This window comes from Streptomyces sp. UC4497, assembly GCF_054871485.1.
In genome coordinates this window covers 211,921-236,446 of record NZ_JBTYHB010000009.1, presented here as the reverse complement: position 1 = coordinate 236,446, position 24,526 = coordinate 211,921, and the positions used below count along the sequence as shown (strand labels likewise).

The window sequence follows — 24,526 nt, the reverse complement described above, 5'->3', positions numbered from 1 at the left end:
GTCACTCGGCGGCGGTGAGGCCGATTCCGCTGCCGCCGCCGGGTGCCTTCAGAGTGAGGGAGTCACCCTGAATGTCGTACGACACCTTGCCCTTAAGGACATCGAGCATCGTCCGCTCCAGCTTCGCGGCGTCTCCGATACAGCCCATACGCGTGCTGCTCAGCGGGCCGAAGGTGACGTCGTCGCCCTTGACGGTGGCCTTGGCGCGGCCGCTGTTGCAGCCCAGGCGGGCGCTGACGTGGCCGTCCTTGTCGAAGACGAGTCCTGCCCTGCCCTGGGCGGCCTTCGGCACGGAGCGGGTGGTGTCGTCGGCGCTCAGGCTCGTGACGTTCCACTTGGTGCCGACGAGCTTGGCGTCGCGCTGCTTGGCGAGGGTGACGGTGTCGCCGTTCTCGCCGGTGAGGGTCAGGTCGTCGCCCTTGGCCTCGACCGTGTTCTTCTCGGAGAGGGTGCGGGCCAGGGTCTTCTCGAAGGCGGCCACGTCCTTGCCCTCGCAGAGCATCATGGTCCGCTTCGCCTTGCCCAGGTCGACGCTGTCCTCGGTCACCTGTGCCTCGGCGTCGAAGTGGTTGCAGCCGTAGTTGCCGCGCACCCGCTCGTCCGAGACGAACTCGAGGTACGCGCTGCCCGGGGCCTTCGTCGTCTTCCCGTCCACGGTCGCGCTCTGCACGCTCCAGTGGACGCCGGTGATGGGGGCTCCCCCGGCCGCCTTCGAGCCGGGGGCCTTCTGGTCGCCGCAGGCGGTCACGGTGGCCAGCGCGGCGAGCGGCAGGACGGCGGTGCTGATCAGGGCACGTGTACGGGATGTACGTAGCGTCGTGAGCATGGCAATGGGACGTGGCGGGCGGCGTTCCGGTTCCGGCCCGCGGCACGTCCCGTGCGCATCACGCCATGATCGGCAGCAGGTCCGCGAGGTTCGCCCGCTCGCCGCTGGCGCTGACCAGCGCGCCCTCGACCGCCGCCGACCAGGTGGTACGCCCCGTGGCCAGGCGGATCCAGGTGAGCGGGTCGGTCTCCACGACGTTCGGCGGCGTGCCGCGGGTGTGCCGGGGGCCTTCGACGCACTGGACAACGGCAAACGGTGGGATCCGCACCTCGGTGGAGGCGCCCGGGGCCTTGGTCGCGAGGGCGTCGGCGAGGATGCGGGTGCAGGCGGCCAGGGCCTGGCGGTCGTACGGGATGTCGAGGCCCGGCACGGCGTCGTTCAGGTCGTCGGTGTGGACGATCAACTCGACGGTGCGGGTGGGCAGGTAGTCGGCGAGCGTCATGACGCCGGTTCGGTTGGCGACGAGTTGGTCGCCGGGGTGGTCCGCGAGGGCCTGTTCGAGGCTGCTCGTGGCGTCGGCGTACAGCGTGGCGAGGTCGTTGTCCGCGGCGAGGCCCCTCACGTACGCGGCGATGTCCTGCGCGTACGGGGCGGAGGTCATCGGCCAGTCCTGCGGCGCGAGTTCGGCCTTGGCCGCGTCGACCGCGGCGAGCCCGCGGGCCAGGGCACTCACCCCCATCGTGATGTGCGCGGCGAGCTCCCGCACGGTCCAGTCCCCGAGCCGCGTCGGACCGTCGAGCTGTTCGGGGGTGAGGCCCTCGACGGCCTTCCGTACGTTGCCGAACTGAGCCAGTACGGCGGCGCGGGTCTTGTCGAGGTTGTAGACGCGGGACTTCCTCTTGGCCGGTGGCATACGCCGAGCGTACGACTGCGTGGGGCGTGGCCGGGCCGGGGGCGACGTCTTCCGTGGGTGCGGCCTGCGTTGGGGGGGCCGGGGGTGGCGCCTTCCGTGGGTGCGGGCTGCACCGGGGGCCGGGGGTGGCCCCTTCCGTAGGTGCAGCCTGCACCGGGGCGCCGGGGGTGGCCCCTTCCGTAGGCGCGGCCCGCACCGGGGGGCCGGGGTCGGCGCCTTCCGTAGGCGCAGCCTGCACCGGGGGCCGCCTTGCCCACCCTGCCGCCCCAGGCGGCAGATTGCCCAAGTCGGGCACGGTCGACCGCAGGGGGGCGGGAGCCGTGGTTGGCGGAGGTTGCCCGAGGCGGGGTGGCGTCGACCACGACGGTGAGAAGCCGGGGCTGCGAGGGTGCCCGAGGCGGGGCGGTCGACCGTCACGGGTGGGGAGGCGTGGCTGCCGGCGGGTTGCCCAGGGTGTGGTGCGGTGCCCCGTCGGGCCGACGCCCCCGGAGGGGGCGGGTGGGTGGGAGATGGGCGGGGGAACGGGGCGATTGCCTGTGGGCGGGACGACAATACGAGCCCTGCGGCGGGTGGGCATTTCAAGCCCCGCTCTGGGACGAGACTCGCGGGGGCCGGGGCAGAGCCCCGAGTCCGCAACGCCGGTTCGGCACCATCAGCCCCGTCGGTGCTTGAGACGCGAGGTCCGGAGCGGCCCGGCGTCGGCTCCGGCACGTCAAGCCCCGCTCTGGGACGAGACTCGCGGGGTCCGGGGCGGAGCCCCGATCTTTTCAGCCCCGTCGGCGCTTGAGACGCGGGGTCCGGGGCGGAGCCCCGAGGCCGGAACGCCGGTTCGGCGAAGTCAGCCCCGCCGGCGATTGAGGCGCGGGGGCCGGGGCGGAGCCCCGTGGCCGGAGGACGGTGCCGGGCGGCAGGTGCCGCGTGGCGTGGGGGTCGCCCGCCCGTACAGGCAGGCGACCCACACGCCAACCGCGTTACGCCAGCAGCGCCGGAATCGTGCCCTCGTGCGCCTCGCGCAGCTCATCCAGGGTGAGCGCGAACTCGCCCTGGACGTCCACCACGTCACCGTCCACGACACCGATGCGGGTGACGGGCAACCCGCGCGCCCCGCACATGTCGTTGAAGCGAAGCTCCTCGCTGCGCGGAATCGACACGACCGCACGGCCCGCCGACTCCGAGAAGAGGAACGTGAACGCGTCCAGGCCCTCCGGCACGATCAGCCGCGCGCCCTTGCCGCCGAGCAGCGCCGACTCGACCACGGCCTGGATCAGACCACCGTCGGACAGGTCGTGCGCGGCATCGATCATGCCGTCGCGGGAGGCCGAGATGAGGATCTCGCCGAGCAGCCGCTCGCGCTCCAGGTCCACGGCCGGCGGCAGCCCACCGAGGTGCTCGTGGACGACCTGCGACCAGGCCGAACCGCCGAACTCCTCGCGGGTGTCACCCAGCAGGTAGAGGAGCTGGCCCTCTTCCTGGAAGGCGACCGGCGTGCGCCGCGCGACGTCGTCGATGACGCCCAGAACCGCGACGACCGGCGTCGGGTGGATCGCCGCCTCGCCCGTCTGGTTGTAGAGCGAGACGTTGCCCCCGGTCACCGGCGTGCCGAGCTGCTGGCAGCCGTCGGCGAGGCCACGGATGGCCTCGGCGAACTGCCACATGACGGCCGGGTCCTCGGGCGAACCGAAGTTCAGGCAGTCGGAGACGGCGAGCGGCTTGGCACCGGTCGTCGCGACGTTCCGGTACGCCTCCGCGAGCGCGAGCTGCGCACCCGTGTACGGGTCGAGCTTCGCGAAGCGGCCGTTGCCGTCCGTCGCGATGGCGACGCCGAGCCCGGTCTCCTCGTCGATGCGGATCATGCCCGAGTCCTCGGGCTGCGCCAGAACCGTGTTGCCCTGCACGAAGTGGTCGTACTGCTGGGTGATCCACTTCTTCGACGCCTGGTTCGGCGAGGAGACGACCTTGAGGACCTGGTCCTTCAGCTCGTCACCCGAGGACGGCCGCGGCAGCTTGCCCGCGTCGTCGGCCTGCAGCGCGTCCTGCCAGTCGGGGCGGGCGAGCGGGCGCTCGTAGACCGGACCGTCGTGGGCGACCGTGCGCGGGTCGACGTCGACGATCTTCTCGCCGTGCCAGAAGATCTCCAGCCGGTCGCCGTCGGTCACCTCACCGATGACGGTGGCGATGACGTCCCACTTCTCGCAGATCTCCAGGAAGCGGTCGACCTTCGAAGGCTCGACGACCGCGCACATGCGCTCCTGCGACTCGCTCATGAGGATCTCCTCAGGCGAGAGCGTGGAGTCGCGCAGCGGTACGTCGTCCAGCTCGACGCGCATACCGCCCGAGCCGTTGGACGCCAGCTCGGAGGTGGCGCAGGAGATACCGGCAGCGCCGAGGTCCTGGATGCCGACGACGAGCTTCTCGGCGAAGGCCTCCAGGGTGCACTCGATGAGGAGCTTCTCCTGGAACGGGTCGCCGACCTGCACGGCCGGACGCTTCGACGGCTTCGCGTCGTCGAAGGTCTCGGAGGCGAGGATCGAGGCGCCACCGATGCCGTCGCCGCCCGTGCGGGCGCCGTACATGATGACCTTGTTGCCCGCGCCGGACGCCTTCGCGAGGTGGATGTCCTCGTGCCGCATGACGCCGATGGCACCGGCGTTGACCAGCGGGTTGCCCTGGTAGCAGGCGTCGAAGACGAGCTCGCCGCCGATGTTCGGCAGACCCAGGCAGTTGCCGTAGCCGCCGATGCCGGCGACGACGCCGGGCAGCACACGCTTCGTGTCGGGGTGGTCGGCGGCGCCCATGCGCAGCGGGTCCACCACGGCGACCGGGCGGGCACCCATCGCGATGATGTCGCGGACGATGCCGCCGACGCCGGTGGCCGCGCCCTGGTAGGGCTCGACGTACGACGGGTGGTTGTGCGACTCGACCTTGAAGGTGACGGCGTAGCCGTTGCCCACGTCGACGACGCCGGCGTTCTCGCCGATGCCGACGAGCAGCGCGTCGGACTCCGGGGCCTTCTCGCCGAACTGGCGCAGGTGCACCTTGGAGGACTTGTACGAGCAGTGCTCGGACCACATGACCGAGTACATGGCGAGCTCGGCGCCGGTGGGACGGCGGCCGAGGATCTCCACGACCCGCTCGTACTCGTCCTTCTTCAGGCCGAGTTCGGCCCAGGGCAGCTCGACGTCGGGAGTCTTCGCGGCGTTCTCTGTGGTGTCGAGGCTCATGAGGCGGCGACCAGCTTCTTGAGGATCGAGGTGAAGAACGGGAGGCCGTCGGTGCGGCCGGACCCGATGAGGGGCTCGACGGCGTGCTCCGGGTGCGGCATCAGACCGACGACGTTGCCCGCCTCGTTCGTGATGCCGGCGATGTCACGGAGACTGCCGTTGGGGTTGTAGTCCACGTACCGGAAGGCGACGCGACCCTCCGCCTCCAACATGTCGAGCGTGCGCTCGTCGGCCACGTAGCGGCCGTCCATGTTCTTCAGCGGAATGTGGATCTCCTGGCCCGCCTCGTAGTCGGACGTCCAGGCCGTACCGGCGTTCTCCACGCGCAGCTTCTGATCGCGGCAGATGAAGTGCAGGTGGTCGTTGCCGAGCATGGCGCCGGGGAGCAGGTGGGCCTCGGTGAGGACCTGGAATCCGTTGCAGATCCCGAGGACGGGAAGGCCCGCCTTCGCCTGCTCGATCAGCGTCTCCATGACGGGCGAGAAACGCGAAATGGCGCCCGCGCGCAGGTAATCGCCGTAGGAGAAACCACCGGGCAGGACGACCGCGTCGACCTGCTTCAGGTCCTTGTCCTTGTGCCAGAGCGCGACCGGCTCCGCACCGGCAAGCCGGATCGCGCGCTGAGTGTCGCGATCATCGAGGGAACCGGGAAAGGTGACGACGCCAATACGAGCGGTCACTTTTCGGCTCCCACCGCAGGCTCTTCCACCTTGACGGTGAAGTTTTCGATCACGGTGTTGGCGAGGAAGGTTTCCGCCAGCTCATGGATACGGGCAAGAGCGGCGTCATCCACCGGCCCGTCCACTTCGAGCTCGAAACGCTTTCCCTGACGTACGTCGGAGATGCCGTCGAAACCGAGGCGCGGCAGCGCGCGCTGCACCGCCTGGCCCTGGGGGTCGAGGATCTCCGGCTTGAGCATGACGTCGACTACGACGCGTGCCACTGGCACTCCCGGTGTGTGGTTGAGCTGGTCCGTTCAGCGTACCTGCCCAAATTTTCTACTCGCGTAGACAGTAGGAAGCTACGAGATGCGGATCACGTTATGGCAACGACATGAGATCCCCACGGAAAATTAAGGGAAAGACTCCGGATAACCACCACGCGAGACACACCGAGACTTTTAACTGGTCTTCCCACTGCATTGCCGGACAGGGTAAAAAGGAATTGGCAGATACAGGCACTCGGCCTGAACTCGGGGCACCACATTGCCCGGGATTTGCCTGACAACAGCTGGACAGTCTGCATCACCGCACGTCAAAGCGGGGTGCTGGACGAAGGGACCGATATTCGTGGCGCAGCGTGTCGTGGTCACCCTCTTTGACGACATCGACGGCGGGGAAGCGGCGGAAACGGTCGCGTTCGGTCTCGACGGCTCGTCGTACGAGATCGACCTCAATCGAGCCAATGCGCATCAGCTCCGCGAGGCGCTGGCCCCCTACCTGGAGGCGGGCCGCAAGCGTTCGGGGAAGACCGGCAAGGCGTACAAGCGCACCGACCTGAGCCCGGACCCGGCAGCCGTGCGCGCCTGGGCCCGCTCGAACCACTTCGACGTGCCGCCGCGCGGCCGCATCCCGAAGCGGGTCTACGAAGCGTTCTCCGAGGCCAACTGAGCCGCGGGACCCGCCCCATGAGGCCCCTCGGTGACCGGACTTGCGCTGCACCCCGGGCAGTCGGCTAAAGTCTGGAGCACGCCGAGGGGCAAGGCCGCAGGGCCGGACCTCACGGAGTACATGCGGGTGTAGTTCAGTAGTAGAACATCCCCCTTCCAGGGGGAAGGCGCAGTGTGCAATTCCTGTCACCCGCTCTGCATCGCGTACAGACCACCTCGGTGGGTACGGTAGGCTGATGCAAGCAGTGCGAACGTAGCTCAGTTGGTAGAGCGCAACCTTGCCAAGGTTGAGGTCGCGAGTTCGAACCTCGTCGTTCGCTCAGAGAACGAAGGCCCCGGTCCTCTTGGACCGGGGCCTTCGTCGTTCCCGGACGCGTTCTGACATTTGTCATGCGAGGCGATGACAGCGCGCACTGCCGCCCTCCCGCCCCGGGCGGAAGGCTGGACCCATGACCACCAACGAGCGCGTGATCGACGTCACTGATCTGCGCCGCGTGTACGGGGACACGACCAAGGGTTCCTTCGAGGCGGTGCGCGGAGTCGGCTTCTCCGTGGGCCGCGGTGAGCTCTTCGCCCTCCTCGGCACGAACGGCGCCGGAAAGACCTCCACGGTCGAACTCATCGAAGGACTCGCGGCGCCTGCCGGCGGCCGGGTGCGGGTGCTCGGGCACGACCCGTACACCGAGCGGGACCGGGTACGGCCGCGGATCGGCGTGATGCTGCAGGACGGCGGATTTCCCAGCGAGCTGACCGTCACCGAGACCGTACGGATGTGGGCCGGCTGCACGAGTGGGGCCCGGCCGATCGGCGAGGCGCTGGAGGCCGTGGGGCTCGCCAAGCGGGGGAAGGTGCGGGTCAAGCAACTGTCCGGCGGCGAGAAGCGGCGGCTCGACCTGGCGCTCGCGCTGCTCGGGCGGCCCGAGGTGCTCTTCCTCGACGAGCCGACCACCGGGCTCGACGCCGAAGGGCGCCGCGACACCTGGGAGTTGGTGCGCCGGCTGCGCGCCGAGGGCACCACCGTGCTGCTGACCACGCACTACCTCGAAGAGGCCGAGGAGCTCGCCGACCGGCTCGCGATCCTGCACGAGGGCCGGATCGCCGCCGAGGGCCGCGTCGACGAGGTCGTCGCGTCGCAGCCCTCGCACATCTCCTTCGAACTGCCCGACGGGTTCTTCGTGGGCGATCTGCCTCCGCTCGGCTCGCTCGGCGTCGAGGCGCACGAGGTCGAGGGCCGGCTGATCCGGCTGCGTACCGAGGATCTGCAGCGGGCCGCGACCGGGGTGCTCGTGTGGGCCAGGGACGCGGGCGTCGAACTGCGGCGGCTCGACGTACGCGGGGCCTCGCTGGAGGAGGCGTTCCTGCGGATCGCGCAGGACGCCAAGGGCTCCGCGGGGGAGCCGGACCGGAAGAAGGAGATGGCGGTATGAGTACGGGTACGGCTACGGGTACGGCAGTCCTGACGACCTCCGCGGGGCGGCTCGGGGCGCTCGCGCGGGCCGAGTTCACGCTGCTCGGGCGGAGCAAGGGCGTGCTGTTCACGGCGGTGTTCGTGCCGCTCGTGCTGCCCTTCAGCGTCTCCCAGTCGGTGGACAAGAGCGATCTGCGGGGCGTCGGTCTGAACATCGGCACCGTCATGGTCTCCTCGGCGATCGCGTTCTCGCTGCTGTTCGCCGTGTACAGCTCGCTGGTGAGCGTGTACGCGTCGCGGCGCGAGGAGCTCGTCCTCAAGCGGCTGCGCACCGGGGAGCTGCGCGATCTGGAGATCCTCAGCGGGGCGGCGGTGCCGTCCGTCGTGATCGGGCTCGTGCAGTGCACGGCGGTGGCCGTCGTGTGCGCGTTCGCGCTGGACGCGGGGGCGCCGGACGCGCCTCAACTGGTCCTTCTCGGCGTGCTGTTGGGCATCCCGCTGTGTGTCGCGCTGGCCGCCCTCACCACGGTCTTCAGCCGCAGCGTGGAGAGCGCGCAGGTCGCCGCGATGCCGATGCTGCTCGTGTCGATGATCGGCTCGGGCGGCGTCGTGCCGCTGGAGATCTTTCCGGACAGGATGGCGGCCGTGTGCGAGCTGCTGCCGCTGACGTCGGCGCTCACGCTGGTGCGGGGCGGCTGGAGCGGGAGCCTGTCCGGCGGGGAGTCCGTGAAGGCGATCGTCATCGCGGTGGCCTGGATTCTGGTCGCGGTGTTTGCTGTGCAGAAGCGGTTCCGGTGGGAGCCGCGGCGTTGAGACGAGGGGTGTAGCGGTGCGGGCAAGGCAGTGGTGGGCGCGCCACCGGCGGATTCCCGGCTGGCACAACCGGAGCAACATCGCGCAGATCGAGCTGTACACCCGCGTCACTCTGTACGTGGTCGTCTGGACGATGCTGCTCTCGCAGATCGCCCTGTCGGTGACCGGGCCCGTCCGCGCCGCGGCCCCCGGGGCGCTGATCGTCGTGACCGTCGTCCTGGGGGTGGCCCAGGGGGCCTGGAACACCCGGCTGGCGGCGCGCGGCCTCGACGTCTATCTGGGGCGCGCCCCCCTCGACCGGAACGCGTTCGTGGTCGGCGCCGTCCTGATGCTGGGCGCGACGGGCACGCTGCTCGCCCTGGCCACGTTCGTCGCTCCCGACGACTTCCCGCTGTTCGTGCTCGCCCTCGGCGCGGCGCTGCTGCCGTACTTCGGGGCGCTGAGCCTGGTCACCGCGTGGCGGTGGACCGCCCTGCTCGCGGCCCTCGCTCTGACCTGCGCCACGGGCGTGGGGCTCGGGCTGGCCGGCCACTCGGGACTGATCTTCGTCTCGACGGTCGGCGTGCTGTTCGGCGGGCTGTGGGGCGTGTGCACGATGCGCCCTTCGGGGTGGACGCTGCGCGGCATGTGGGACCTGCACGAGGCCCGCGAGACCAAGGCCCGGCTCGCCGTCGCCGAGGAGCGGCTGCGGTTCGGGCGTGACCTGCACGACGTCATGGGCCGCAATCTGTCCGTCGTCGCGCTCAAGAGCGAGCTCGCGGTGCAGCTCGCGCGGCGCGGGCGGACCGAGGACGCCGTGGCGCAGATGACCGAGGTGCAGCGCATCGCGCAGGACTCGCAGAAGGAGGTCCGCGAGGTCGTACGGGGGTACCGCGAGGTCGATCTCGGCGTCGAACTCGCGGGCGCGCAGGGTGTGTTGAGCGCCGCCGGGATCGCCTGCACGGTCACCGGGTCCGCGGCGGGCCTGCCGGGCGAGGCGCAGTCGGCCCTCGGCTGGGTGGTGCGGGAGGCCACGACGAACGTGCTGCGGCACGGCGATGCGAAGGCCTGCCGGGTGGAGCTGGTGACCGGGGCGGAGGAGTTCGTGCTGACGGTGGAGAACGACGGGGCGGGGGCAAGTGCCGGGGGCGGGCAGGGGTCGGGGCTCGCGGGGTTGCGGGAGCGGTTGGCCGCGGTGGACGGGGAGTTGGAGGCGGGAGAAGTGCGGGCGGGAGTGTTCCGGGTGGTGGCGAAGGTACCGGTGACGGGCGCACCAGGGCCGACCGACGTACGAGAGGCGTCCACGGAGGGCGTCCGATGACCGTGCACGTACTGCTGGCCGACGACGAGCACCTCATCCGGGGCGCGCTCGCCGCGCTGCTCGCGCTCGAGGACGATCTCGTCGTCGTCGCCGAGGCCGCCACTGGGCCCGAGGCGCTCGCCATGGCGCGGGCGCACCGGCCGGACGTCGCCGTACTCGATCTGCAGATGCCGGGCGCCGACGGTGTGAGTGTGGCCACATCGATCCGGGACGAACTGCCCGGGTGCCGCACCATGATCGTGACCAGTCACGGGCGTCCGGGGCATCTGAAGCGGGCCCTCGCCGCGGGCGTGCGCGGCTTCGTACCGAAGACGGTGAGCGCGCAGCGGCTCGCCGAGATCATCCGTACCGTGCACGCCGGAAACCGCTATGTGGACCCGGAGTTGGCGGCCGACGCGATCTCGGCTGGGGACACGCCGCTGACCGCGCGCGAGGCCGAGGTCCTGGAACTCGCGGCCGACGGCGCACCCGTGTCGGAGATCGCGGAGCGGGCCGCGCTGTCCCAGGGGACGGTCCGGAACTATCTCTCGTCGGCCGTCTCGAAGCTCGGCGTCGAGAACCGTCACGCGGCGGTGCGTCTCGCGCGCCAGCGAGGTTGGGTATAGTTGGCGTCGCGCCACGGCGCAGCAGCACCGCGAAAGCGGCGCTTGCGAACGTAGCTCAGTTGGTAGAGCGCAACCTTGCCAAGGTTGAGGTCGCGAGTTCGAACCTCGTCGTTCGCTCCACAGAGATAAGGCCCCCGGTCCTCGGACCGGGGGCCTTTCTCTTTGTCATGTCTCTTTGTCCTGCGGTTACGCGTCCCAGGGCGTGCCCGTCAGCAGCTCGTACGCCTCGATGTACTTGGCGCGGGTCGCCGTGACGACCTCGTCCGGGAGCGCCGGCGGCGGCTGCTCGCTCTTGCGGTCCCAGCCGGAGGCCGGCGAGGTCAGCCAGTCCCGCACGAACTGCTTGTCGTAGCTCGGCTGGGCGCGGCCCGGCTGCCACTGGTCGGCGGGCCAGAAGCGGGAGGAGTCCGGGGTCAGCACCTCGTCACCGAGGATCAGGGTGCCGTCCTTGTCGAAGCCGAACTCGAACTTCGTGTCCGCCAGGATGATGCCGCGCTCGCGCGCGATGTCCCGGGCGCGGCTGTAGACGGCGAGCGTGGACTGCCGCAGCTGGGCGGCCGTTTCGGCGCCGATCCGGCGGGCCACCTCCTCGTAGCTCACGTTCTCGTCGTGCTCGCCGACCTCGGCCTTGGTGGCGGGCGTGAAGATCGGGGCGGGCAGCTCGGAGCCGTCCTCCAGGCCCTCGGGGAGGGCGAGGCCGCAGACCGTGCGCGACTCGTTGTACTCGACGAGGCCCGAGCCGGTGAGGTAGCCGCGGGCCACCGCCTCGACCGGGACCATGTCCAGGCTCTTGCAGATGAGCGTGCGGCCCGCCCAGTCGGCCGGGGCGCCCTCGGGGAGCTCCTGCGAGATGACGTGGTTCGGGATCAGGTCCTGGAGCTGGTCGAACCACCACAGGGACAGCTGCGTGAGGACCTTGCCCTTGTCCGGGATCGGCGAGGGCAGCACCCAGTCGTAGGCCGAGATGCGGTCGGTGGCGACCATGACGAGGTCGCCCGCCTCGTTCCGGTACAGGTCCCGCACCTTGCCGGTGTGGAGATGCACCAGGCCCGGCACCTGTACTGGCTCGGGCTTTTCGACGAATCCGGACATGGTTCCTCCCCGTGGGTCTGTACGAGTACCCCGATTCTCCCGTACGTGGGGGCGGGTTTTGGCCATGGGGTGAGGTGGCGCGCTGTGGGCTCGGTCTCGTCAGTCGCGTTTGCAGATGCGGTCGAGGAGATTCGCCGTCGCCCGCTGGATCCGGGGGTCGACGTGGCCGGGGCGGTCCAGGGCCGGGGACCAGGCGAACGTCCCGGACGCGAAGACCAGCGCTCCGGACGGCGAGCGGTACAGGGACGTCTCCTGGTGCCTGCGGGCCTTGTCGCTGTCGCGGTACGGGGAGTGCGCGAGCAGGATGCGGTCCTGGTGCTCCGGCAACGATGTCCGAGGGAAGTAGCGGTCGGCCTCACCGGCGACGAGGTCCGCTATCTCGTCCCCCTCGTGCGCGCCGGTCGCCTCCCACAGCCAGTGATCCGCGTTCCGCACGATCAGCGGGTGCGGGTCGGGGACCCGGCCCGCGTACTGGATGCCCATCAGCTGCTGCTCCGGCTTGTCGATCTCCCGCCACAGCGTCGGCTTTCCGGGGCCCCTGCGCTTGCGGCAGGTGAGCAGCCGGTCCGGGACCCCGGACGCCGACGGGCCCAACTCCACCTGCCAGTACATGGTGTTGGCGGAGAGGAAGACGAGCGATGTCCCGGTGTCCCGGGCCAGCTCGGTCGTGCGGCGCATGTTCGCCGACCAGTACTCGTCGTGCCCGGGGAAGACCAGGCCGCGGTAGCGGGTCGGGTCGATGCGGCCCGCGTGCAGATCGCGGGCGTCCGCGTAGGCCAGGTCGTAGCCGTAGCGCTCCGCCCAGCGGATGAAGTCGTAGGCGTGCCCCACGTGCAGGGGGAGGCCCGCGCCCGCGTACGGGCGGTCGAAGGAGACCGTGATCGCGGCCTCGCTCTCGCCGAGCAGCCGGCCGTCCTCGTCCCACGCGTGGTACAGGCTCGCGCCCGTCCGCCCGTCCTCCGGGTAGAGGTTGTACGCCTGCCAGGTGATGTCCGGGAGCAGGAGCAGCAGATCGGCGGGCTCGTCGTCGCGGACCGTGAAGGGGATGTGCGAGCGGTACCCGTCCAGCGTCGTGAGGACGGCGACGTACGCGCCGACGTTCCAGTACGACGGGATGTGCAGGCGCCACGAGAGCCACCAGTGGTGGCAGGACACCGTGCGGTCCGCGGTCAGCGGGGGCGGCTGGACGATGCCGGACAGGCGCGGGCTCGTGGTGATCTTTCGGGCGCCGTCGCCGCCGTAGTGGCCGATGCGGTAGACGTCCACGGTGAACTGCTGGGGCGGGTCCACCGTGATGTGGAAGTCGATCGCCTCGCCGGGGGCCGCCGCGCCGGTCGAGGTGAAGCCCTTGATCTGGCGGTGCACGTCGTCGGCGGTGCGGGGGCCGCTGGTGCGGGGGGCCGGGATGTCGCGGCTGCCGGGCTGCGACACATGGTCGACGTACCAGGGAACGACATGTCCGGTGTCGTCGAAGTAATGCTCACTTCCGCGCAGCCAGGGGAGCGGTCCCTGTCCGAACGGGTCCGTGACCGCGTGCGCCAGCGCGCCCGATTCCCAGCGGGTCGTATGCGGGCGGGGCGGGGGCATGTCGTTGCTCGCCAGGTCCTTCGGGTGCCCCTCCCTGTCCGGCCCCATGCCCGCTCCCCTCCCTCGCTCCCCCGAGCCCTCACCCGCGGCGTCATGTCCGCGACCGGTCCCAGCACATCACATTACGCACGCACTCCGTCACCGTTCGTCGCGAATTGACGAGAGTGGAACGATTCCCTCCGGATTTCCGGGAGTTGGGGCGGCGCCGGGACTGTGGCTCACACGAGGCGCACCGGCTTCTCCGCGCGGATGCCCCGGCGGGTCAGCCAGTCCTTGAGCGGCTCCACGTCGCCGTCCTCCACGAGGCTCAGCACGCGGGGCGTCAGATCGGCCGTCCGCTCCCCGTCGACCAGCAGCGACGGGCCGTCCAGCCAGTCCAGGCCCGGCGCCGCGCCCGCCGTGTCCACGGCGGCGCAGCAGACCATCGCGGTGACGTGGTCGGCCAGCAACTCCCGCCCACTGCGCGGCGGTTGCAGCGGAAACAGCGGCAACGCCCCTTCGTCCCACAGCGCCCCGTCCGGACTCCCCTGCCCCGCCGGAGGCCCGGCCGCCGCGGGCCGCGCACTCTCCTCACGGGCCACCTCGGCGGCGAGCCCAGCAGAAAGCACCCCAAGCGGACTCTCATCCACGTCACCCTCATCGGCCGCTTCAAGCCGGTCGGCCAAATCAAGCCCCTGCGGCGATTGAGCAGGCTTTTCAAGCCCCGCCGGCGATTGAGGCGCGGGGCCCGGGGCAGAGCCCCGAGACGTGGGCGCGGAGGGCCCGTCCGCTACGGGGTCCCGAGGCGCAGGCGCAGCAAGGTGATCCAGCACCCGCGCCAACGTCGGCCCCTCCGAACCCCCGGAGGGAACCCGTACGCCCAAACTGTCCAGCACCCGATGCAGCCGAGCCGCATCCATCCGCCACTTCCGGTCCACGACCTCGTCCGGATACTCCTGCCAGTCCACCGGCGCCCAGTCCGGGCCACGCTCGGCAGGCCCGCCGTGGAAGAGACGGGCGGCGAGCAGCGACGCCGCCTCGTCGACGGTCCCGGGCTCTTCGAGCAGATCGCACGCCGGACGCTCGCCGAGCCGCGACGCAAAGCTCCCGTCCTGCGCCGCGAGGCGATCGCGCCGGGACAGCTCGGTCAGCGCCGCGACCACGCCCGCGTCCAGCCGCGCGGGCCAGCGGCCCATCCGCCAGGCCGGCAGCGCGACCCGCGTGAGCAGCCGGTCCCAGCCCGCGTACGCGAGGCCGACCTGCTCCTGGGCGACGATCCGCAGTCCGTAGTCCACCGCCTGGGCGCGCTCGGCCGCGGCCGCGGCGACGCCGCGCTCCATCTCGGCGGCGTGCACCCGGCAACCGGTCAGCAGCAGCCGGGCGACCCGGCCGACACCGCCGAGCACGGCGCGGGCCACCGGCCCGCGGCCGTCGCCGGAGGAGACCGCCACCGCCGCGTCGAGGCCGCGGATGAAGCGCCGGGCCGCCGCTATGTCGGGGTGCGCCGAAGGGCCCGTACCGGCGACGACCGGGGCCAGGACCGCGCGCAGCTCGCCCACCCGCATCCACCACAGGAAGGGGGAGCCGATGACGAGGACGGGCGCGGCGGGAGCCTTGGGATCACCGGCCCCGTCCGCACCGCTCCGCCCGGGGGCGGGGCTCTGCCCGCGGCGCGTGGGCGGGCCATGGGCCGGATGCGTACGGTCCTCGAGCCAGCTGTCGCAGTCCGGGGTGAGCGCTATCGCCGAGGGCGCCGGAACGTCGAGCCGGTCGGCCAGGTCGCGCACCAGCCGGTACAGATCGGGGGCGGTGTTCTCGGCGATCGGGACCGTCGGACTGACGGCCGGGCGGGCGCGCGCCACGACGAGGGCTACGGCAGCGGCCGCGATCAGGACGACGAGGGCGATGGCGCTCACGACGCCGCGCGCGACGTCCCACCCCCCGCCCGTCAGATGGCCGGTGGTGCCTCCCGCGAGCAGCACCACGGAGGCGGCTGCGGGAAGCACCGCGACGGCCGTCGCCCTGCTGCGGATGCGCAGCACGGCGAGGGCTCGGGAGCGCGCACTCTGCGCACCCATCTCCACACCCGTACCGGACACGACCGATGTCACCCCCTGCTGCCCTTGCCTGTTGCCCAACCAGGGGCCGAGGCCCGCGGCAGAGCTCTGGTGGCGTTGCTCACTCCCCCACAATGGCACCCGCCACTGACATCGCAATGCCGGTGGTCCGTCTGGTTCTGCGCGGCTCGCACGGGTGCCGTAACTCCGTGCGCCGCACCCTAGTTGGGGGTTCCGGCCTCGTCAGCCGGTTGGGCCAGCGGTCACTCGATGGAATGGCTTTGGGCAGAGGTGGGTGACATCGGGCGCCGGGCAGGCGAGGGTGTGGCCTGCCCGGCGGCGGGTCCGTGCCAGTGGCCGGTATCGGCCTTCGGAGCCGATGTCACCGACCCGAAGCGGCCACCGGGCCCGGTGTCACTGGCCGGTGGCGGCCTTCGCGGCGATGTCCGTGCGGTGCTGCGAGCCGTCGAGGCCGATGCGGTCCACGGCGGCGTACGCGCGCTCGCGGGCCTGCGTCAGATCGCCGCCGACCGCGGTGACGGACAGCACGCGGCCGCCCGCGCTGACGACCGCGCCGCTCTCGCCGTCGCGCTTGGTGCCGGCATGCAGCACGTACGCGTTCGGGGCGTCCTGCGCGGCCACCTCGTCGAGCCCGGTGATCGGGTCGCCGGTGCGCGGGGTGCCGGGGTAGTTGTGCGAGGCGACGACGACGGTGACGGCCGCGTCCTCGCTCCAGCGCAGCGGCTCGAGGTCGGCCAGCGTGCCGTTCGCCGACGCCAGCAGGACACCGGCGAGCGGGGTCCTGAGGCGGGCCAGGACGACCTGGGTCTCCGGGTCGCCGAAGCGGGCGTTGAACTCGATGACGCGGACGCCGCGGCTGGTGATCGCGAGACCGGCGTAGAGCAGGCCCGAGAACGGGGTGCCGCGCCGCGCCATCTCGTCGACCGTCGGCTGCAGCACCGTGTCGAGGACTTCCCTGACCAGCTTCGGGTCGGCCCACGGGAGCGGCGAATAGGCGCCCATGCCACCGGTGTTGGGGCCCTCGTCGTTGTCGAGCGCGCGCTTGAAGTCCTGCGCGGGCTGCAGCGGGACGACGGTGGTGCCGTCGGTGATCGCGAAGAGGGAGACCTCGGGGCCGTCGAGGAACTCCTCGATGACGACGCGCTCACAGGCCTTCGCGTGGGCGCGGGCCTCCTCGATGTCCTCGGTCACGACGACGCCCTTGCCGGCGGCGAGACCGTCGTCCTTCACGACGTACGGGGCGCCGAACGCGTCGAGCGCCTCGTCGATCTCCGCCGCGTTGGTACACACGTACGAGCGGGCGGTGGGCACGCCTGCGCCGGCCATGACGTCCTTGGCGAACGCCTTGGAGCCCTCCAGCTGGGCGGCCTCGCCGGACGGGCCGAAGACGGGGATGCCGGCGGCGCGGACCGCGTCGGCGACACCGGCGACCAGGGGTGCCTCGGGGCCGACGACAACGAGGTCGGCCTCCAGCTCCTGGGCGAGGGCGGTGACCGCCGCGCCGTCGAGGGCGTCGACCGCGTGCAGCTCGGCGACCTCGGCGATGCCTGCGTTGCCGGGAGCACAGTGCAGGGCGGTGACGTCGGGGTCGAGGGACATTGAGCGGCACAGGGCGTGTTCGCGGGCGCCGCTGCCGATGACGAGGACCTTCACGCCGGTCAGCCTATCCGCACGACCGGGGTGGTCTTGTACGGGCTACCCAAGGCGGGAGGAGCGGAGGTTTGTGGATTCCTCCAGCCGTTCCATGAGGCAGGGCCACTCCATGGGGGGCGGGGTGCCGCTGGTCGGTCGTGCTGCCCCGATCCAGCCCGGTGGTGAAGCGGATCCCGTGGCTGCGGTGCGGAGCGTCACGATGTCGTTTCGGTGGTGCCGGGCAGCGCGGTGCCTGGCGAGGGTGATGGGAAGAACGGGTGTTCCCGGTTACGGAGGGTATGGTCCGTTCGTACGATCTTCGCATGCAGCTTCGGTACGCCTTCAGGTTGTACCCGGAGCCTGGTCAACGCGCCGCGTTGGCGCGGGCGTTCGGGTGTGCCCGTGTCGTGTTCAACGACGTGGTGCGTGCCCGTGAGGACGCCCGCAAGGCGGGGCGGCCTTCCCCTACGGCCGGGGAGCTGTCCCGCTCTCTGATCACCGAGGCCAAACGGACGAGCGAGCGGTCCTGGCTGGGGGAAGTGTCCGCAGTCGTGCTCCAGCAGTCCCTGCGGGACGCCGAAGCCGCCTACCGCAACTTCCTCGCCTCCCTCAAAGGCGTCCGCAAAGGCCCGCGACTTGGCCCGCCCCGCTTCAAGTCTCGCAAGGACGCCCGGCAGTCGGTCCGGTTCACCGCCAACGCCCGCTGGAACATCACCGACAGCGGCCGCCTGAACCTGCCGAAGATCGGCGCGGTGAAGGTGAAGTGGTCCCGCGCCCTGCCCACCACCCCCACCTCGGTCACCGTCATCAAGGACGCGGCAGGCCGGTACTTCGCCTCCTTCGTCATCGACACCGACCCTGCCGCCGACCAGGCGCGGATGCCGGCAACCGACCGCACCATCGGTATCGATCTCGGACTCACCCACTTCGCGGTCCTCTCCGACGGCACGAAGATCAACTCGCCCCGCTTCCTGCGGCGCGCGGAGAAGAAGCTGAAGAAGGCCCAGCGGGAGCTGTCCCGCAAACAGAAGGGATCCAAGAACCGGGCCAAGGCCCGCCTCAAGGTTGCCCGCGCCCACGCCAAGGTCGCCGACGCGCGCCGCGAGTTCCACCACCAGCTCTCCACGAAGCTGATCTCCGAGAACCAAGGGATCGCCGTGGAGGACCTGTCGGTGGCGGGACTGGCGCGCACCAAGCTGGCCAAGTCCGTGCACGACGCCGGATGGTCCACCTTCGTCGGCATGCTGGCGTACAAAGCGGCTCGGTACGGCCGCACCCTGGTCAGGATCGGCCGCTTCGAGCCGACCTCCCAGACCTGCTCCACCTGCGGCGTCAAGGACGGACCCAAACCCTTGGGCGTCCGGAAATGGACGTGTACCGCCTGCGGGACCGTCCATGACCGGGACGTCAACGCCGCGATCAACATCAAGACGGCCGCCGGACTGGCGGCATCAGCCTGCGGAGCGCCGGTAAGACCGGGAGCAGTCCCGGCACAGCGCACAGAAACAGGAAGCCACGGGATCCCCACCGAATGCTGTGCCGCGTACGCGGCACAGCAACACGTCGGGAAAAGACCAGAATCCTCGGGCTGGAGCCCGAGGAGCAAGTCAATCGTTCGTGAACTCCTCGACCACCGTCGCGCCCAGTTCGCGGACGATCAGGTCGTGGCCCGAGAGGGATTTCTCGTCGAGGTCCGGGTCGTCGTCCTCCGGGATGTCGTCCTCCACCGACACCGAGCGTCTGGGTGGCTCGGAGGGCGCGGGGGCCGGGGCCGGGGCGGGTGCGGCCGGGGCCGCGCCGGACGCCGAGGACTGAGGGGTGGGCGACGAGGACTGCGCCGGGGGTGCGGGCGCCGGAGCCGGGGCGGGCGCGGGGGCGTACCCGCCGCCGTAGCCACCGCCGCCGTATCCGCCGCCGGGGCCGGGCGGCGGGGGCGAGCCGCCTCCGCCCGAGGTGTCGACGACGGCGTCGATCTTCCAGTTCGCCCCGAACTGCTCGGACAGCGCCGCCTTCAGCACGTCCTCGCTGCCGCTGCTCACGAAGTTGTCACGGGCGCCCGCGTTCACGAAGCCGAGCTGGAGTGTGGTGCCGTCGAAGCCCGTGACCTGCGCGTTCTGACTGAGCAGGATCCAGGTGAAGCGGCGCTTGTTCTTCACCGCCTCCAGGATGTTCGGCCAGAGCGTCCGGGGGTCCGGGCCGCCGGCCGGGGCCGCCGCCATCGGCGCGGGGGCCGGCTGCTGCGGGGTGGGGCTCGGCGCGGGGGCTGCCGCCTGTGGTGCGGCCGGGGCGGGCGGCTGGCCGGAACCCGCGGCCGCGGCCGTGGGCCACCCGCCGGGCCTGCGACCGGCACCGCCGCCTGCCGGGGCGGCGGTGGGCCAGGAGCCGGGGGTGGCGGCCGGAGCGGGCTGGGCCTCCGCGGGCGGGGCGGGAGCCGGGGCCGGGGCGGGTGCCTGGGTCGGAGCCGGAGCAGCGGGGGCCTGGGCCTGCGGAGCCACCGGCGCCGCGGGAGCCGGGGCCTGAGCCGCGCCGGGACCGCCGCCCGGCGCCCCTCCTCGCACCGCGGCCCGAGCCGCCGCGGGCCCGCCACCGGGCTCGACGACGGGCGCGGGCGCCTGAGCGGGGGGAGCGGCATGGGCATCGGGCCCGGGAACGTACGCCATGGAGGGCGCGGGCCCCTGCCCGCCCGGCGTGAAGACTCCGCCGCGCTCGATGCGGTCGAGGCGGGCCATGACCGAACGTTCGTCGTTGTACGCGGCGGGCAGCAGCACGCGCGCGCAGATCAGCTCGAGCTGGAGCCGCGGGGCGTTGGCGCCGCGCAGCTCGGTCAGTCCCTCGTTGACGAGGTCGGCGGCGCGGCTGAGCTCGGCGGCGCCGAACGTGCTCGCCTGCGCCTGCATCCGCTCCACCACATCGGCCGGGGCGTCGATGAGCCCCTTCTCCGCGGCGTCGGGAACGGCGGCCAGGATCACGAGGTCCCGCAGCCGCTCGAGCAGGTCGGCCACGAAGCGCCGCGGGTCGTTGCCGCCCTCGATGACCCGGTCCACGACCTCGAAGGCCGCGGCACCGTCACCGGTGGCGAACGCCTCGACGACGGAGTCGAGCAGCGAACCGTCCGTGTACCCGAGCAGACCGGTCGCCATGGCATACGTCACACCGTCGTCGCCCGCGCCGGCGAGCAGCTGGTCCATGACGGACATGGAGTCACGCACGGAGCCCGCGCCGGCCCGGACGACGAGCGGCAGCACGCCCTCCTCGACCGCCATGGCCTCCTTGCCGCACACCTCGCCCAGGTAGTCGCGCAGCGTCCCCGGCGGCACGAGCCGGAAGGGGTAGTGGTGCGTCCTGGACCGGATCGTCCCGATGACCTTCTCGGGCTCGGTGGTCGCGAAGATGAACTTGAGGTGCTCCGGGGGCTCCTCGACCACCTTCAGCAGCGCGTTGAACCCCGCCGACGTGACCATGTGGGCCTCGTCGATGATGTAGATCTTGTAGCGGCTGGAGGCGGGCCCGAAGAAGGCCTTCTCGCGCAGATCACGGGCGTCGTCCACACCACCGTGCGAAGCGGCGTCGATCTCGATGACGTCGATCGAACCCGGCCCGTTGCGCGCGAGGTCCTGGCAGGACTGGCACTCCCCGCACGGATTCGGGGTGGGACCCTGCTCACAGTTGAGACAGCGGGCCAGGATGCGCGCACTGGTCGTCTTGCCGCAGCCGCGCGGGCCCGAAAACAGGTACGCGTGATTGACCCGGTTGTTCCGCAGCGCCTGCTGCAGCGGGTCGGTTACATGTTCCTGCCCGATGACCTCGGCGAACGACTCCGGGCGGTAACGGCGGTAGAGCGCGAGAGACGACACGCATACGAGGCTATAGGTGCCCACTGACAACCGGACCCGCCCACGGGTATCGGGAGCGCCCCGGAAACGTAAACGCCCCCCACGCACCCGCCAGAGCCGACTTACCCTTGCTGCCTTCCGGCCCTGGGGGAGTTCAGTCAGATAGCGCCACGTGAGGGGCTGACGCCAACAGTACCCGATCCCCCACCGTGGAAAGAACCCGGAGGTCCGACCCCCGGTTCGGTCGACCGATCCGTCGACGACCTTGATCATCAACGTGGTCGCGAGCACCCTTCAGCGTCTTGTATTGTTTGCGGCGGAGGATTCGCCTAGTGGCCTAGGGCGCACGCTTGGAAAGCGTGTTGGGGGCAACCCCTCACGAGTTCGAATCTCGTATCCTCCGCCGGCGGAAGGCCCGGACCGAGCAATCGGTCCGGGCCTTCGTCGTTCCCGTTCGAGTCTTCGTCGTGCCCATGAATCGCTGCCGGGGCGGGCCGACCTGGGGAAAACCCCACCCCCAAGACACCCCGCAGCCCCATGTCCCCCGCGCCGTCGAATCGCGAGGCTGGTGGCATGACCTCGACCACGCTGCCGTACGCGAGCACCACTTCGACCACACCCCGGGCCCCGGGCCGCCCGTACGCGCGCCCCGGGTTCTGGCGCGCTCCGTTCGCCGGTGCCACCTACCGCGAGATCGGCCACACGCTCACGTCGCTGCCCGTCGCGATCGCCGGGTTCGTCTTCGCCGTGACGATGTTCGCCCTGGGCGTGAGCACGCTCGTCGTGTGGATCGGTGTTCCGGTCCTCGCGGCAGCGCTGGGCGGGGCGCGCGGTCTCGGCGCGGCCGAGCGGGGCCGGGCCCGCTCCCTCCTCGGTCTGGACGTGGCGGCGCCCGCGGCTCCCGCATCCGGGCTGCGCGGGCGGCTCGCCGACGCCGCGGGGTGGAAGGCGCTGCTCTTCCACGCGGTGATGTTCCCGTGGCGCGTGCTGTCCTTCGTCCTGTCCGTGACGTTCCTGGTCACCGGGTGGGTCGTCGCGCTCTTCCCCACCTACTCCTGGGTCTTCCACCGCTACCTGGACTGGCCCGGCTACCGGCTCTACGACTTCACGACCGACGCGGGCGTGCACCACGCGTACTACGTGGAGTCGCCCGCGCAGATCGCCGCGGTCTCGGCCATCGGGTTCGTGCTTGTGTTCCTGACGCCGCAGCTGGTGCGCGGCCTGACGAACCTGGACCGCGTCGCGATCCGCTCACTGCTGGGCGCCACCCGCTGACCCCCGCGTGAGGACCGGCCGCAGCGCGTCCAGGACCGATACGTCATCGACCGTCGACGGCACTGGTTCGTCCAGGCCGTCGGCGATTCCGCGCATCGTCCTGCGCAGGATCTTCCCCGAGCGGGTCTTGGGCAGGGCCGCCACCACGGCGACCTCCTTCAGGGACGCGACGGCGCCGATCCGGTCCCGTACGAGCTGGACGAGTTCCGCCTCGACCACCGCGGGGTCCGACGCGACGCCCGCCTTCAACACGACCAGTCCGCGTGGCACTTGGCCCTTGAGCGAGTCCGCGACGCCGATCACGGCGCACTCGGCGACATCCGGGTGGGAGGCGAGCACCTCCTCCATCCCGCCCGTGGACAGGCGGTGCCCCGCGACGTTGATGACGTCGTCCGTCCGCCCCATCACGAACACATAGCCGTCCTCGTCCACGTGCCCGCCGTCGCCGGTCAGGTAGTAGCCGTCGAACGCGGAGAGGTACGAGGAGACGAAGCGCTCGTCGTCGTTCCAGAGGGTCGGCAGGGAGCCGGGCGGCATCGGGAGGCGTACGACGATGGCGCCGTCCTCGCCGGGGGCCATCGGCTTGCCGTCCCCGTCCACGACCCGCACGTCCCAGCCCGGCAGCGGGAACGTCGGGGAGCCCGCCTTGACCGGCGCGGCCTCGATGCCCACCGGGTTCGCGACGATCGGCCAGCCCGTCTCGGTCTGCCACCAGTGGTCGATCACCGGGATGCCGAGCAGCTCGCTCGCCCAGTGGTACGTCTCCGGGTCGAGCCGCTCCCCGGCGAGGAACAGGTACGTCAGCGAACTCAGGTCGTACGCGCGCGTGAACTCGCCTTCCGGGTCGACCTTCTTGATCGCCCGGAACGCCGTCGGCGCCGTGAACAGCGTCTTCACCCCGTACTCCGCCGCCACCCGCCAGAACTGGCCGGCGTCCGGGGTGCCGACCGGTTTCCCCTCGTAGAGGACGGTCGTGGCGCCGGCCAGCAGCGGGGCGTACACGATGTACGAGTGGCCGACGACCCAGCCCACGTCGGACGCGGTGAACATCACCTCGCCGGGCCCCACGTCGTACACGGCCTCCATGGACCAGCGCAGCGCGACCGCGTAGCCGCCGCAGTCGCGGACGACTCCCTTGGGTTTTCCGGTCGTTCCGGACGTGTAGAGGATGTACAGGGGGTTCGTCGCCGCCATCGGGACGCAGGCCGCGGGGTGTGCGTCGCGCATCGCCTCCATCCAGTCCACGTCCCGGTCGGGCGTCAATTCGGCCGGGCCCTCGGGGCGTTGGAGGATCACGCAGGCGTCCGGCTTGTGCTGCGACAGGTCCACGGCCTGGTCGAGGAGCGGCTTGTACGGGACGACGCGCGCCCCCTCGATGCCGCAGGACGCCGAGACGACGACCTTCGGTGCCGCGTCGTCGATCCGTACCGCCAGTTCGTTCGCCGCGAATCCGCCGAAGACGACCGAGTGCACGGCGCCGATCCGCGCGCAGGCGAGCATCGCGACGACGGCCTCCGGGACCATCGGCATATAGAGGACGACCCGGTCGCCGCGGGTCACTCCGAGGCCGGTCAGCACTCCCGCGAAGCCGGCGACCTGGTCGGTCAACTCCTCGTAGGTGTACGTGCGTTTGGTGTCCGTCACCGGGGAGTCGTACACGAGTGCGGGCTGGGCGCCGCGGCCCGCCGCCACATGGCGGTCGAGGGCGTTGTGGCAGACGTTCAGTTCGCCGTCGGGGAACCAGCGGTGGAAGGGCGCCCGCGAGGAGTCCAGCGCCCTGGTCGGGGGCGTGTCCCAGTCGATCGCACCGGCCGCCGTGAGCCAGAAGGCCTCCGGGTCCTCGGTGCTCGCTCGGAAGACTTCCTCGTACGACGGCATGCCCGCACTCCTTTGCGCAGAGCCCGACCTGCGGGCCCGATGGATCCCGTGGCGACGGGAACACGATCAGGTCAGGCGGTGACCGCCGTCAACAGCACGGCAGCGTCCGTCAGCGCGATGAGTCCGTGCTTCTCCTGCGGGATCGGGTGCAGCTGGCCCTGGGTGAGGGTGACGTCGCCGGAGACCGCGGTGAGGCGGACGCGGCCGCGCAGCACCTGGAGGGTGGCCGCGGGCGGGGCGTTGTGCTCCTCCAGGTTGCTGCCCTCGGTCAAGGCGATGACGCTCTGCCGCAGCAGCGGGTCCTCCTTGATCAGGAGTTCCGCGCTGCGGCCGTGTTCGGCCTTGCGGGCCGCGGTCAGATGGTCGTCGGCGAGGGCCGCGAGATCGTACGGGGCGGGGGTCGTGGAAGCCATGACGTCAGGGTTACCTCGGACGGCGGCCCTATGCGACGCGATGGCGCCCGATCGTGGTGGCACCGGGGCACACCCCGGCGTGGCGACCCGGACGGCGCGGCGCGATCATCGACGTATGAGCCGT

18 protein-coding genes, 4 tRNA genes, 1 other RNA gene and 1 pseudogene are annotated in these 24,526 nt (G+C 71.3%); 11 read left to right on the top strand and 13 right to left on the bottom strand.

Annotated features, from left to right (window positions below; all coding sequences use genetic code 11):
- Position 1 precedes the first annotated feature (1 nt).
- The 5 genes from ACYSUO_RS15655 to purS all read right to left on the bottom strand — a co-directional run bounded on the left by ACYSUO_RS15655 (position 2) and on the right by purS (position 5,849).
- Positions 2 to 826, bottom strand: coding sequence for an META domain-containing protein (locus tag ACYSUO_RS15655; RefSeq protein ID WP_461776684.1), 825 nt, complete (start codon positions 824 to 826; stop codon positions 2 to 4).
- Positions 827 to 884: 58 nt separating this feature from the next.
- The gene (locus ACYSUO_RS15650) at positions 885 to 1,679 is read right to left on the bottom strand and encodes a maleylpyruvate isomerase family mycothiol-dependent enzyme (protein WP_461776683.1); all 795 of its coding nucleotides are present in this window, start codon (positions 1,677 to 1,679) and stop codon (positions 885 to 887) included.
- Between the two features lie 971 nt (positions 1,680 to 2,650).
- The gene (gene purL / locus ACYSUO_RS15645; protein WP_461776682.1) at positions 2,651 to 4,900 is read right to left on the bottom strand and encodes a phosphoribosylformylglycinamidine synthase subunit PurL; all 2,250 of its coding nucleotides are present in this window, start codon (positions 4,898 to 4,900) and stop codon (positions 2,651 to 2,653) included.
- Positions 4,897 to 5,580, bottom strand: coding sequence for a phosphoribosylformylglycinamidine synthase subunit PurQ (gene purQ, locus ACYSUO_RS15640; RefSeq protein ID WP_266712290.1), 684 nt, complete (start codon positions 5,578 to 5,580; stop codon positions 4,897 to 4,899). The genes purL and purQ overlap by 4 nt, the downstream gene beginning before the upstream one ends.
- On the bottom strand, positions 5,577 to 5,849 hold the full coding sequence (gene purS / locus ACYSUO_RS15635) for a phosphoribosylformylglycinamidine synthase subunit PurS (RefSeq protein WP_266712288.1): 273 nt from the start codon (positions 5,847 to 5,849) through the stop codon (positions 5,577 to 5,579). The genes purQ and purS overlap by 4 nt, the downstream gene beginning before the upstream one ends.
- Before the next feature lie 340 nt (positions 5,850 to 6,189).
- On the opposite strand from purS, the gene ACYSUO_RS15630 reads away from it, so the two are divergent.
- From ACYSUO_RS15630 to ACYSUO_RS15595, 8 genes are all read left to right on the top strand, one after another.
- The gene (locus ACYSUO_RS15630) at positions 6,190 to 6,510 is read left to right on the top strand and encodes a histone-like nucleoid-structuring protein Lsr2 (protein ID WP_461776681.1); all 321 of its coding nucleotides are present in this window, start codon (positions 6,190 to 6,192) and stop codon (positions 6,508 to 6,510) included.
- 122 nt (positions 6,511 to 6,632) lie between these two features.
- Positions 6,633 to 6,704, top strand: a tRNA-Gly gene (locus ACYSUO_RS15625).
- Between the two features lie 52 nt (positions 6,705 to 6,756).
- Positions 6,757 to 6,829: transfer RNA gene (locus tag ACYSUO_RS15620), tRNA-Gly, on the top strand.
- A 129-nt stretch (positions 6,830 to 6,958) separates the two neighbouring features.
- Positions 6,959 to 7,936, top strand: coding sequence for an ABC transporter ATP-binding protein (locus ACYSUO_RS15615; RefSeq protein ID WP_461776680.1), 978 nt, complete (start codon positions 6,959 to 6,961; stop codon positions 7,934 to 7,936).
- Complete coding sequence (locus tag ACYSUO_RS15610) at positions 7,933 to 8,730, top strand: ABC transporter permease (RefSeq protein ID WP_461776679.1); 798 nt, start codon at positions 7,933 to 7,935, stop codon at positions 8,728 to 8,730. Before ACYSUO_RS15615 ends, ACYSUO_RS15610 begins: the two co-directional genes overlap by 4 nt.
- Positions 8,731 to 8,746: 16 nt before the next feature.
- On the top strand, positions 8,747 to 10,030 hold the full coding sequence (locus ACYSUO_RS15605) for a sensor histidine kinase (protein ID WP_461776678.1): 1,284 nt from the start codon (positions 8,747 to 8,749) through the stop codon (positions 10,028 to 10,030).
- Entirely contained in the window at positions 10,027 to 10,635 is a 609-nt protein-coding gene (locus ACYSUO_RS15600) for a response regulator (RefSeq protein ID WP_461776677.1), read from the top strand. Before ACYSUO_RS15605 ends, ACYSUO_RS15600 begins: the two co-directional genes overlap by 4 nt.
- Positions 10,636 to 10,679: 44 nt before the next feature.
- Positions 10,680 to 10,755 (top strand) — tRNA-Gly (locus ACYSUO_RS15595).
- A 66-nt stretch (positions 10,756 to 10,821) separates the two neighbouring features.
- Here the strand turns inward: ACYSUO_RS15595 and ACYSUO_RS15590 are convergent.
- From ACYSUO_RS15590 to purD, 4 genes are all read right to left on the bottom strand, one after another.
- Positions 10,822 to 11,727 (bottom strand): phosphoribosylaminoimidazolesuccinocarboxamide synthase, encoded by a 906-nt coding sequence (locus ACYSUO_RS15590; RefSeq protein WP_461776676.1) that lies wholly within the window; start codon positions 11,725 to 11,727, stop codon positions 10,822 to 10,824.
- 99 nt (positions 11,728 to 11,826) lie between these two features.
- On the bottom strand, positions 11,827 to 13,314 hold the full coding sequence (locus ACYSUO_RS15585) for a N,N-dimethylformamidase beta subunit family domain-containing protein (RefSeq protein WP_461776735.1): 1,488 nt from the start codon (positions 13,312 to 13,314) through the stop codon (positions 11,827 to 11,829).
- Positions 13,315 to 13,532: 218 nt separating this feature from the next.
- Positions 13,533 to 15,371, bottom strand: a complete 1,839-nt coding sequence (locus ACYSUO_RS15580; RefSeq protein ID WP_461776734.1) for a hypothetical protein — start codon at positions 15,369 to 15,371, stop codon at positions 13,533 to 13,535.
- 393 nt (positions 15,372 to 15,764) lie between these two features.
- Positions 15,765 to 17,024, bottom strand: coding sequence for a phosphoribosylamine--glycine ligase (gene purD, locus ACYSUO_RS15575; protein WP_426902617.1), 1,260 nt, complete (start codon positions 17,022 to 17,024; stop codon positions 15,765 to 15,767).
- Positions 17,025 to 17,326: 302 nt separating this feature from the next.
- Here purD and ACYSUO_RS15570 point away from each other — a divergent pair.
- Positions 17,327 to 18,532 (top strand): annotated as a pseudogene (locus ACYSUO_RS15570) (RNA-guided endonuclease InsQ/TnpB family protein); the annotation flags it as partial.
- Positions 18,533 to 18,610: 78 nt separating this feature from the next.
- On the opposite strand, the gene ACYSUO_RS15565 reads toward ACYSUO_RS15570, so the two are convergent.
- Positions 18,611 to 20,857, bottom strand: a complete 2,247-nt coding sequence (locus ACYSUO_RS15565; protein ID WP_461776675.1) for a DNA polymerase III subunit gamma and tau — start codon at positions 20,855 to 20,857, stop codon at positions 18,611 to 18,613.
- Between the two features lie 68 nt (positions 20,858 to 20,925).
- Positions 20,926 to 21,020, bottom strand: an RNA gene (ffs, locus tag ACYSUO_RS15560) — signal recognition particle sRNA small type.
- A gap of 134 nt (positions 21,021 to 21,154) precedes the next feature.
- Here ffs and ACYSUO_RS15555 point away from each other — a divergent pair.
- Together ACYSUO_RS15555 and ACYSUO_RS15550 are read left to right on the top strand one after the other, a co-directional pair.
- Positions 21,155 to 21,239: transfer RNA gene (locus ACYSUO_RS15555), tRNA-Ser, on the top strand.
- A 170-nt stretch (positions 21,240 to 21,409) separates the two neighbouring features.
- Entirely contained in the window at positions 21,410 to 22,111 is a 702-nt protein-coding gene (locus tag ACYSUO_RS15550; RefSeq protein ID WP_461776674.1) for a sensor domain-containing protein, read from the top strand.
- Here the strand turns inward: ACYSUO_RS15550 and ACYSUO_RS15545 are convergent.
- Both ACYSUO_RS15545 and ACYSUO_RS15540 read right to left on the bottom strand, forming a co-directional pair.
- Positions 22,088 to 24,034: a propionyl-CoA synthetase gene (locus tag ACYSUO_RS15545; RefSeq protein WP_461776733.1), complete on the bottom strand. Its 1,947-nt coding sequence runs from the start codon at positions 24,032 to 24,034 to the stop codon at positions 22,088 to 22,090. The genes ACYSUO_RS15550 and ACYSUO_RS15545 overlap by 24 nt on opposite strands.
- Positions 24,035 to 24,060: 26 nt before the next feature.
- Positions 24,061 to 24,402: a cupin domain-containing protein gene (locus tag ACYSUO_RS15540; protein WP_461776673.1), complete on the bottom strand. Its 342-nt coding sequence runs from the start codon at positions 24,400 to 24,402 to the stop codon at positions 24,061 to 24,063.
- Positions 24,403 to 24,526: the final 124 nt, after the last annotated feature.